At 32.1% G+C, this 3182-nt stretch carries 4 protein-coding genes; all 4 read right to left on the reverse strand.

Going from position 1 to position 3182, the window contains the following annotated elements:
- Nucleotides 1-394: 394 nt before the first annotated feature.
- From KHW44_RS07810 to KHW44_RS07825, 4 genes are read right to left on the reverse strand one after another with little or no spacing between them, the layout of a single operon-like run.
- The gene (locus tag KHW44_RS07810; RefSeq protein WP_002835265.1) at nucleotides 395-1510 is read right to left on the reverse strand and encodes a 5-methyltetrahydropteroyltriglutamate--homocysteine S-methyltransferase; all 1116 of its coding nucleotides are present in this window, start codon (nucleotides 1508-1510) and stop codon (nucleotides 395-397) included.
- 24 nt (nucleotides 1511-1534) lie between these two features.
- Nucleotides 1535-2377 (reverse strand): MetQ/NlpA family ABC transporter substrate-binding protein, encoded by an 843-nt coding sequence (locus tag KHW44_RS07815; RefSeq protein ID WP_035109166.1) that lies wholly within the window; start codon nucleotides 2375-2377, stop codon nucleotides 1535-1537.
- An 11-nt stretch (nucleotides 2378-2388) separates the two neighbouring features.
- Nucleotides 2389-3045, reverse strand: a complete 657-nt coding sequence (locus tag KHW44_RS07820) for a methionine ABC transporter permease (RefSeq protein WP_304068070.1) — start codon at nucleotides 3043-3045, stop codon at nucleotides 2389-2391.
- A complete protein-coding gene (locus tag KHW44_RS07825) occupies nucleotides 3045-3182 on the reverse strand; it encodes an NIL domain-containing protein (protein ID WP_369680524.1) in 138 nt (45 codons plus the stop codon). Before KHW44_RS07825 ends, KHW44_RS07820 begins: the two co-directional genes overlap by 1 nt.

Raw genomic sequence — 3182 nt, forward strand, 5'->3', positions numbered from 1 at the left:
ATAATAGACCTAGAAAATGTATACAATATAAAACACCTAAAGAAGAACTTTTTGGTTTCTTACCATAGGTGTTGCATTTGATTTGACAATTCGTCAATTTTAAAAGCCTTTCCATAAGTCCACCACCTATGTTTTTATAGCGTGGTGGCTATGGATAAAATTTTCTTTTATTTTTACATTGTGGATCGTTTATGATATATTATTAAATTTTTTATCTGACTATTTTACTTAATTCAAATGATAATCTTGTGTCTTTCACTTGATTTTTATTTTTTTCTATTATACAATTTATTTCAAACTACCAAAACGTTGATATAATAAAAATATAATAACATAAAAAATTACAGGCAATTTTCATTGCCTGCAATTTATAAAATGAGATAGATATGATTACTTATTTTCCCCAAACTTTTTCAGCTATTTTCTTAATGAGTTTTAGTTTTTCCCATTGTTGTTCAATCGTCAATATGTTTCCATTTTCGTTAGATGAGAATCCGCATTGTGGGCTCAAACACAATCTATCAAGAGAAATGAACTCTGCTGCTTTGTGAATTCTAGCAATTATTTCTTCTTCGTCTTCTAGCTCTCCTCTTTTTGATGTGATAAGTCCAAGAACAACTTTTTTATCTCCAGAAACGTATTTTAATGGTTCAAATCCACCGGATCTTTCGTCATCGTATTCAAGATAGAATGCATCTACATTTTCTTGTGCAAATAATATTTGTGCTATTTTGTCATAGGCACCACTTGCTGCGTAAGTTGATTCGTAATTTCCTCTGCAAACATGTGTTGTTATTGTCAAATCTTGTGGTCTATCTTCAAGTGCTAAGTTGTTGATTCTCAAATATCTGTTAGCTTCATCATCCAATGAAACTGATTCACCGTATTTTCTGTTGATATAATCAGAATCTACTAACATTCCCCATGTACAATCGTCAAATTGTATATTTCTGCATCCTGCATCGTACAAATCCTTGATAACTTGTTTGTAAGCCCTCGCAATATCTTGTTCCAACTTTTCGTAATCTGGATAGATTTTGTTAGTTATCTTTGCATTATCTTCTCTAAATAATTCTACAAGTAATTGCGCTGGTGCAGGTATTGTTTGTTTCGCAATTGTATTGTCGTCTTCAAATTGTTTTACGAATTTAAAATGTTCTACGAATGGATGATTTTCGCCTGTGATTTTTCCTTCAACTTGTACTGATGTGTGATAAGTTTCCTTTCCGTGGAAGTAGTATCCATGATCAAGCTCAACTCTTTTTATTCCGTTTAATCCCCAGAAGAAATCCAAGTGCCAGCTTTTTCTTCTGAATTCTCCATCTGTTATCACATGATATCCTAGTTCTTTTTGTTTATCGATTAATTTTTTGATGCATTCATCTTCTATTTCTTTTAATTCTTTTTTTGTGATTATTTCTTTTTCAAAGTCTGATCTAGCTTTTAGTAATTTTTCATCTCTCAAGAAACTTCCTACATAATCATATCTAAATGGTACGTGTAAACTCATTTTCAATCTCCCCCTTAATATTTCCTATTTTGCTGGTATTATTTCTCCATCGAATTTTTCTTCGATATATTTTCTAACTTCGTCTGATTCAAAAGCTTGTAATACTTTCTTGTAAGTTTCGTTGTCTTTGTCTTCTTCTCTTGCAACTATAATATTTGCAAATGGGTTTCCTTCTGATTTTTCGATTGCAATAGCATCTTTCTTTGGTGATAATTTTGCTTCTAGTGCAAAGTTTGAATTGATTACAGCAATCGCAGCGTCTTCGTATGCTCTTGGAATTGTTGCTGCTTCAACGGCTGTGAATTTCAAGTTCTTTGGATTTTCTGCAATATCTTTTTCAGTAGCTTCTAATCCTGCGTTTTCTTTTAATTTGATTACTTTGTTATCTTCTAATATTTTTAATGCTCTTGCTCCATTTGTAGCATCGTTTGGAATTATAACTTCGTCTCCATCTTTTAATTCATCTAAAGATTTGTATTTTTTAGAATATATTCCCATTGGTTCCAAGTGAACTGCTCCCAATGATACTAATTTTGTTCCTCTTTCTTTGTTGAAGTTTTCCAAGTAAGGAACGTGTTGGTAGAAGTTCAAGTCGATATCTTTTTCTTGAAGTGATGTGTTAGGTGTTACATAATCATCAAATTCTTTAATTTCTAGTTCAATCCCATCTTTTGCCAAGATTTCTTTTGCTTTTTCTGCAATTTCTTTGTGAGGTGCTGGAGATACTCCAATTACAACCTTCTTGTTTTCTGTAGTTTGTGATTCTTGTTTTGCACTTTGTCCGTCTTCTTTTTTGCTTTCTTTTTTAGCACATGATGTTAATACCAATGCTAATGCCAATACTACTAATAAAATTTTCTTTTTCATTTTTACCACTCCTATATGTTTTTTTTGTTTAATTTATTTGAAATTTTTGTACCTGAGATTTGTACAATTTCAACCAAGATTATAATTACAACTACTGCCCACAATAATACTTCTGTGTTAAATCTGTCGTAGCCGTATCTTTTTGCCAAGGCTCCCAAGCCTCCTCCACCGATTGTTCCTGCCATTGCAGAATATCCAATCAATGTGATCATTAAGTTTGTTATTGCCAACACTAATTGTGGCAATGATTCTGGAATCAACACTCTTGTCAATATGTTAAAATTACTTGCTCCCATTGATTTGGACGCTTCGATGATTCCTCTATCCACATTCAAGAATTCTTGTTCGAATAATCTAGCTAAAAATGGAATTGCACCGACTGTCAATGGAACTATGGATGCTGATGTTCCTATTTTTGTTCCTACGATCAACTTCGAAAGTGGAAGTAATACAATCATCAATATAATGAATGGAAATGATCTTGTAATATTAACTATTACATCCAACACCGCATATAGTTTTGGTTTTGGATTAAGTCCAGATTTTCCAGTTGTATATAAAATAAGTGCCAATGGAAGGCCAAATAAAATTGTGAAGATTGTACTTACTAAAATCATGTACAATGTTTCGCCTGTGGCTTCTAATACCAAATGTAATAAATCATCCATTATTTAACCTCCTCTACTCTAATATCATTTTCTGTCAAAAAGTCTTTTGCTTTTTGTATATTTTCTTTGTCACCGATAAGTTCAACCACTGTGTATCCAACTCCTGTGGATTGAAGTTTGTTGATATTTCCAGATAT

The sequence above is a fragment of the Finegoldia magna genome, assembly GCF_018371055.1.
Taxonomy (GTDB): domain Bacteria; phylum Bacillota; class Clostridia; order Tissierellales; family Peptoniphilaceae; genus Finegoldia; species Finegoldia magna_I.

Excerpts from the sequence above, each read along its gene's own strand:
- KHW44_RS07810 (WP_002835265.1), bottom strand. The coding sequence starts at position 1,510 with ATGAGTTTACACGTACCATTTAGATATGATTATGTAGGAAGTTTCTTG.
- KHW44_RS07815 (WP_035109166.1), bottom strand. The coding sequence starts at position 2,377 with ATGAAAAAGAAAATTTTATTAGTAGTATTGGCATTAGCATTGGTATTA.
- KHW44_RS07820 (WP_304068070.1), bottom strand. The coding sequence starts at position 3,045 with ATGGATGATTTATTACATTTGGTATTAGAAGCCACAGGCGAAACATTG.